This window comes from Phenylobacterium sp., from assembly GCF_037189685.1.
GTDB lineage: Bacteria > Pseudomonadota > Alphaproteobacteria > Caulobacterales > Caulobacteraceae > Phenylobacterium.
In genome coordinates, this window is sequence record NZ_JBBCIT010000030.1 from 1 (window position 1) to 6740 (window position 6740).

At 71.1% G+C, this 6740-nt stretch carries 7 protein-coding genes; 3 read left to right on the plus strand and 4 right to left on the minus strand.

What is annotated here, in order from left to right; genetic code table 11:
• Positions 1–142: 142 nt before the first annotated feature.
• Positions 143–871, minus strand: a complete 729-nt coding sequence (locus WG212_RS17805) for a hypothetical protein (protein ID WP_337188458.1) — start codon at positions 869–871, stop codon at positions 143–145.
• Positions 872–875: 4 nt separating this feature from the next.
• Positions 876–3173 carry a DNA topoisomerase IV subunit A gene (gene parC, locus WG212_RS17810; RefSeq protein WP_337188459.1) on the minus strand — a complete coding sequence of 766 codons (2298 nt, stop codon included), beginning with the start codon at positions 3171–3173 and terminating at the stop codon, positions 876–878.
• A gap of 244 nt (positions 3174–3417) precedes the next feature.
• Between parC and WG212_RS17815 the strand changes: the two genes are divergently transcribed.
• Positions 3418–4257: a hypothetical protein gene (locus WG212_RS17815; protein WP_337188460.1), complete on the plus strand. Its 840-nt coding sequence runs from the start codon at positions 3418–3420 to the stop codon at positions 4255–4257.
• A 387-nt stretch (positions 4258–4644) separates the two neighbouring features.
• Here the strand turns inward: WG212_RS17815 and WG212_RS17820 are convergent, their stop codons facing one another.
• Together WG212_RS17820 and recO are read right to left on the minus strand one after the other, a co-directional pair.
• Complete coding sequence (locus WG212_RS17820) at positions 4645–5091, minus strand: hypothetical protein (protein WP_337188461.1); 447 nt, start codon at positions 5089–5091, stop codon at positions 4645–4647.
• The gene (gene recO, locus WG212_RS17825; RefSeq protein ID WP_337188462.1) at positions 5072–5803 is read right to left on the minus strand and encodes a DNA repair protein RecO; all 732 of its coding nucleotides are present in this window, start codon (positions 5801–5803) and stop codon (positions 5072–5074) included. Before recO ends, WG212_RS17820 begins: the two co-directional genes overlap by 20 nt.
• Between recO and WG212_RS17830 the strand changes: the two genes are divergently transcribed.
• Positions 5759–6025 carry a hypothetical protein gene (locus tag WG212_RS17830; protein ID WP_337188463.1) on the plus strand — a complete coding sequence of 89 codons (267 nt, stop codon included), beginning with the start codon at positions 5759–5761 and terminating at the stop codon, positions 6023–6025. The two genes, recO and WG212_RS17830, sit on opposite strands and share 45 nt — an antisense overlap.
• Before the next feature lie 83 nt (positions 6026–6108).
• Positions 6109–6740: hypothetical protein (locus WG212_RS17835; protein ID WP_337188464.1), on the plus strand; the 632-nt coding region annotated here is incomplete at its 3' end.

The window sequence follows — 6740 nt, forward strand, 5'->3', positions numbered from 1 at the left end:
CCAGCCAGCAGCGCTCGACCCGAAGGCGTCAGCCGGGCATTCTTATGCACGTTCATCCGGGGTCTCCCGGTCAGAGGTTGGAGCTTCGCAACCCCACTCTCTCAACCCGATCCCGGGTGAACAACCTTCGTAGCTTCGACAGCTAGCTCGCGCAATTTCCTTGCCGACTAGGAATCATACGTCCAGTGTTGATTGGCATGCGCATGAATCGAAAATTCGTGACCTGCTGACCCCCAAAGGCGTCCAAGTATTTGATCCTGCCAAACACGTAGAGACAAGCCTCTGGGTTGTTTGCCGTCGAAGCATTAGCAGCCATCTCAATGATGGCCTCAGATGATTGACCACCCAAGACCGATACACTCGGATATTCGACCATTTGCTCAAACATCTCCTCGCTTGGATCATCCGAGTGTATGACTCTAATGTTAGCCAAGACGCCCAAGTCGTGGGCCGGCGTGGCACCCCCATTGCGAACATGTATTTTGATTCCGAATTGCTGACGTTCGACTGTCAGGTCCACTCTGTCGATTGTAACATATGCCCTCAGTTGCCGTTCCGTTGAGATCACCGCGTGCTTGGCACTTCGGTCTGCTGCAACGGCCGTCCTGCGCGTCTCGACGAGGGTGCGATAGACAACGACAGCCCCAACTATCCCGAGCAATGCCTGAAACACGCCGAGATAGAAGGTGGCCCATGCTGCGGTAGTCGCTGAACGCTGATCAGTAAGGATCGCATCTTCTTTTCCCTCGGCTTTGGGAATCTCTCCTCCATGAAGTCGTTGGCCTTGCGAGGGCGCGGCGCTAGCCGCCGCGCCGCTGCCGCAGACTGCGACGATCGCGACGATCGTGATCGCAAGGAGAGAGCGCTTCACGCCGCTACCTCGGCCGGAACCGCTTCGTCGCCGGGAACCCCTTCGGCGCCAGCTTCCCCGCCCCGGCGCGCTTGCCCAGCCAGTCCCGCCATTCCGGCCAGGTCCTCGTCCGCCCGCTGGCGTCCACGGTGGTCATGCCGTCCACGGCGTTGAAGGCGGCGGCGTCCTTGAGGCCCCCTTCGCGGTAGGCCTGGAGCTTCACGCCCTTGCCGCGGGGCATCTCGGGCAGTTCGTCCACGGGGAAGACCAGCAGCTTGCCGTTGTCGCCGATGACGGCCAGGTGGTCGGCGTGCGCGCTGCCCGCCGCGTTCAGGGGCAGGCAGACGGCGGCGCCCTCGCCCTTCTTCGCCGGGTCGCCGGCGTTCAACACCTGCTTGCCCGCGCGGCGGAAGGCGATGGCCTCCTCCTCCGGCAGGATGAAGCCGTAGCCCTGCTTCGACGCCAGCACGCGCTTCATGCCCGGCTTGTGCGGGAAGACGTCGACCAGACCCACCTTGTCGTCCAGGTCGATCATCAGGCGCAGCGGCTCGCCGTGGCCGCGGGCGCCCGGCAGGTTGTTGCAGGCCAGGGTGAAGAAGCGGCCGTCGCTGGCGAAGATCAGCAGCTTGTCGGTGGTCTCGGCCGGCACCAGGAACTGGAGCTTGTCGCCCTCCTTGAACTTCAGCTCCGACGGGTCGTCCACCCGGCCCTTGGCGGCGCGGATCCAGCCGCGTTCCGACAGGATGACGGTGATCGGCTCGCGCACGATCATCGCCTCGATGGCCGCGTCGGCGTCGATGGCCGGGGCCTCGGCGAAGGTGGAGCGGCGCACGTTCAGGTCGGCGAGCTGGGCCTTCACGTCCTTGAGGCCGGTGGCCACCAGCTTCCACTGGGCCTTGTCGCTGGCCAGCATGGCGACGATGCCGTCGCGCTCCTCGGCCAGCTCGGCGTGCTCGCGCCGGATCTCCATCTCCTCCAGCCGCGCGAGCTGGCGCAGGCGGGTGTTGAGGATGGCGTCCGCCTGGATCTCGGTCAGCGCGAACGTCTCGATCAGCGTCTCCTTCGGCTTCTCCTCATAGCGGACGATGCGGATCACCTCGTCCAGGTTGAGGTAGGCGATCATCAGCCCGTCGAGGATGTGCAGCCGGGCTTCGATCTTGCCCAGCCGGTGGCGGGCGCGGCGCACCAGCACCTCGCGCCGGTGGTCGAGGAAGGCCATCAGCGCCTGTTTCAGGCCCATGACCCCGGGCGTGCCGCGCGCGTCCAGCACGTTGAGGTTGACGCTGAAGCGCGTCTCCAGCGCCGAGAGCCGGAACAGGCTCTCCATCAGCACCTCGGGCTCGACGTTGCGGCTCTTGGGCTCCAGGACGATGCGGACGTCCTCGGCGCTCTCGTCGCGCACGTCGCCCAGCAGCGGGGCCTTCTTGCCGTCGATCAGCTCGGCCAGGCCCTCGATCAGCTCGGCCTTCTTCACCTGGTACGGGATCTCGGTGACGACGATCTGGTAGGTCCCCTTGCCCAGGTCCTCCTTCGACCAGCGCGCCCGCACGCGCACGCCGCCGCGCCCGGTCTCATAGGTGCCGAGCAGGCTCGCCTGCGGCTCGACGATCACGCCGCCGGTGGGGAAGTCCGGCCCCTGGACGTGGGCCATCAGGGCCTCGGTCGAGGCGTCGGGCCGGTCCAGCAGCAGCAGGCAGGCGTCGATCAGCTCGCCGGCGTTGTGCGGCGGGATCGAGGTGGCCATGCCCACGGCGATGCCCGTCGAGCCGTTGGCCAGCAGGTTTGGGAAGCCGGCCGGCAGCACCACCGGCTCGTCGTCGGACCCGTCGTAGGTGGGCTTGAAGTCGACCGCGTCCTCCTCGATCCCGTCGAGCAGGAGGGTGGCCGCCACCGTCAGCTTGGCCTCGGTGTAGCGCATGGCCGCGGCGTTATCGCCGTCGATGTTGCCGAAGTTGCCCTGGCCGTCGACCTGCGGATAGCGCTGGGCGAACTGCTGGGCCATGCGGACCAGGGTGTCGTAGATCGACTGGTCGCCGTGGGGGTGATAGCCGCCCATCACCTCGCCCACGACCTTGGCGCACTTGCGGGCCGCCGCGTCGGGGTTCAGGCGCATCTCGCGCATGGCGTACAGAACGCGGCGCTGCACCGGCTTCAGCCCGTCGCGCACGTCGGGCAGCGCCCGGTCGGTGATGACGCTCAGCGCATAGGCCAGGTAGCGCCGGCTCAGCGCCTCGGCGATCGGCTCGTCGATGATTCGATCGCCTCCGCCGCCACCGGGCGGGACGGAATCTTTGTCTTCGGGCGGCGGGACGTCGAGAGGCATGGCCCCTCTCTAGCGCACGGCGGGATTCGGTGCGACGCGCGACGCCACGTCGCAGGGCCGGGGCGCGCCGGCCGCCCGAATTCCGGCCGGCCTTAAACGCCGATTAAGTCTGGAGAGGCCAGCCTGGGGACGAAACCGCACGTCCAGAAGGACCAGGCCCATCCGCCCGACCCCGTCCAGACTCCGGAAACGCCGCAAGCCCGACAGCGGAAGCGCGCGCGGCCGCGGCCTGGCGTTCGCGCTGGTGGCGGCGCCGAAGGTGAACGTGGGCGCCTGGTTCGCCCTGGCGGTGGCGGCGCCGATGGCGCTGCTGGCCGTGGGCGCGGCGACGACCCGGGTGGGCGCCTCGCAGGCCGCCGGCTTCTGGGCCGCCCTGCTGCTGGCGCCGGCGATCGTGCTGGCGCTGCGTTCCCTGGAGAGCCGGCGCTTCGACCTCACGCCCGCCCAGCAGCGCGACCAGGACCTGGCGCGCGCCTTCTGCCTGACCACGGGCCAGGCCTGCGGGCTGCTGTTCGTGGTGGCCGCCGGGGCGCCCTTCACCGGCGAGTCGGTGGCGGTGGGGCTGGCGATGGCCGCCGGCCCGCTGGCCGTCGCGGTGGCGAACGACCTCTGGCGGCGCGTGCTGAAGCCCCTGGACGAGCGGCTGGCGCCGCCGGCGGCGGTGGCCGTCGGCCGCGACTGGAAGCGCGAATGGGCCGAGATCGAACAGGCCGAGATCGGACAGGGCGGCCAGCCGGCGATCACGCCCCAGACGACGCCCGGAATCACACCCGAGATCACACCTGAGATCCTGCCGCTTCCCGCGCCGCGTCCGCGTCCGCTGATTCCCGTCACACCGCTCGCCGCGGCGCCCGTCATGCGCGCCCTGCCCCAGCATCTCCAGAGCTTCCGCGCGACCGCCGCCGCCGGCCGGCCCCGGCCCCCGGTGACGCTGCACGTCCAGCCGGCGCCGTTCGACGAGGCCTGGATGAACGGCGAGGATCCCCCCGCGCCCGAGGGGATTCCGTACGGCGGCGGCTGGATATCGGGCCCCGCCCACGCCCGCCGCGCCGCGGGGCTGAACGGCAGCTCGCGGCTCCAGTAGGCCAGCCGCTGCGCCCACGCGGCCCGGCCGGCAGGCTCTCCATGCCGTCTGCGGATGCGCCTGGAGGCTGTTGGGGCCCGGTGTCCCACAGCCTTGAACAACATCAGCTCGTCATCGCCGGGCGTGTCCCGGCGACCCATCCCTCGGCCGCAATGCCGTGGGGGCGGGCCGCATCGCGCGGCCCGCCGCAGAAGGCCATGGACCCGGAATCCTGGGTCCCCGGGACAAGCCCGGGATGACGACCTGGAAGAGAGGGGCAAGCCTCCAGTCCCGACAGCCCAGTCCCTGACAGCCTCCAGGGTCACCGATGTGCCGGGTCACCGGATGCGCCCAGGGTCAAAAGGCCGCAGGCTCCGCCCTCCCGACTGCCCGCTTCGAAACCGCGCCTTAAACGCCGCCGGCAAGCGTGGCCGCAATGTATGTCACGCCCAGACGATTGAACGTGAAAGCCTGGTTCACCCTCGCGGCCGCCGGCCCGACGGCGCTCGCCGCGGTGGCCGCCGCGGCCACCGGCGTGGGCCTGGCCCGCGATGCGGGCCTGTGGGCCGCGATCCTGCTGGCGCCGCCGCTGGCCCTGGCGCTGCGCTCGCTGGAGCGGCGGCCCGACGAGCCCGAGCCCCGCCCCTGGTCGCCCGAGCACGCCCTGCGCACGTCGCTAACGCTCAGCACCTCGGCGGCCACCGCGATCCTGCTGGCGGTGCTGGCGGGCGCGCCCCTGGACGGCCCGGCCATCGCCTGCGGCCTCGCGGCGGCGGCGGCCCCGCTGGCGCTGGCGATCCCGGCGGCGCTGGCGGCCTGGGCCGTCCCCGGTCTCCTAAAGGCGGCCGGCGTCACGGAGCCGCTCGATCATCCAGACTCGCGCCGGTGGCAGCGGACGGTTCAGCGGGCCGAAGATGAACGCCTGCAGGAAGTGGCCCGTCAGGTCGAGGCCCGCCGCCAGGTCACCCGGCTGGAGCCGGGCCTGGGACGCGAGCAGGAAGCCGGGGAGCGGCAGCATCCGGTCCTTGTAGGGTTCGCCGGCGCCGCGGCTGACGGCGCGGCCGGTCCTGGGACTGACGTAGATCAGGTCGTCGACGGCGCCCGTGGCGGCGCAACGCGTGAGGTCCAGGCCGAACCCCAGGTCGGCCAGCAGGCCCGCCTCGAAACGCACGAACACCGCCGGCCAGATCTCGGGGTGGGCGAAGGCTTCGCTGAGCGCCTCGAAGGCCAGGAAGGCGCCGGGATGCGGCTCGCGCTCGGGCAGAGCGCCGGCCACGACGGCGGCCGCGGCGGCGACGCCGGCCAGGGCCAGGGGGTCGTCGAACAGCTCCGAAGGCCCGGCCCCGGCGGCCTCCAGGCTGGCCGAACCGAGCTGTTCGGCGACGCGGGCGCGGTAGCGCGCCAGGACCCGCGCGCCGGGCTGGAGCAGCGGCCGGATGCGCCGCGAGCCGCCGCCGGCGACATGGGCGGCCCAGCGGCCGTGCCCGGCCGTCAGCAGGTCGACGATGGCGCCGTTCTCGCCGTGCGCGCGGGCGGCCAGCACGAAGGCGTCGTCGGTGAATTCCATCCGATCAAGCTGTGGGCGCCCGCCGAGGAAATCCAGCCCCCCATCCCGTTCCTCGGCGCCCGCCCGCCCATCCGCCTCTGGGTTCCCGACGGCGCGATCGACCCCGAGGCCGAGACTGCGGCGGCCACCGCGCGCATGGACGAGGCCCTGGGCGAACTCCGCCGCGTCCTCCACCGCTATCGCGCCGAGATGGTCGAGCCGCCGCGGGCCGCGGCAGCGTGAGCGCCCTTCCCGCGGGAGAAGAAAATCAGCCTCCCGCCGGCCTACGTCCGCTTCTGACGTAGCGGGGTGTTTGGATGTCCCTCATGTCTGAGGGACCCGACATCGACGTCGAGGCGCTGGCCGCGCTGGACCGGCTGGCGGCGCTGGACCTCTCCGCCGCGGAGAAGGCCCACGGCGCCCTCATGGCCGCCGAGCCCGAGGACGTGCCCGCGCTCGCCATCGCCTACCAGCGCCTGGCCAGGTGCCTGCGCCAGACCCTGGCGCTCAAGGACCGCCTGCGCCGCTCCCGCCCCGAGCCCGCCCGGGGGCCGGGCCGGCTCGACCCCGACCGCATGGCCCGCGCCGGGCGGCTCGACGTCCTGGCCGACGCCGTCCGCGACGCCGCCGCCGGAGAGGGCTGCGATCCCGCCGAGCAGGGCGACCTCGCCGAGCGCTTCCACGACGAGGCCTGGGACTGGATCGAAAGGCCCGACTTCCTGGACGAGGACCTCGACACCCAGATCCGCCGCGCCCGCACCCTCATGGACCTCCACGACAAGGACTCCGACGACGGCTCCGGGAACGACCCCCAGGACGACCCGAAAGGCGGCCCCGAAGGCAACGGCGACCTCATCGAAGGCGAGGCCCGCGAGGTTTCGCCGTCCGAACCCCAGCCGCCGCAGGCGCCCGAACATCCCCCTCAGTCGGTCCACGGATGCACACCGATCCCCACGGA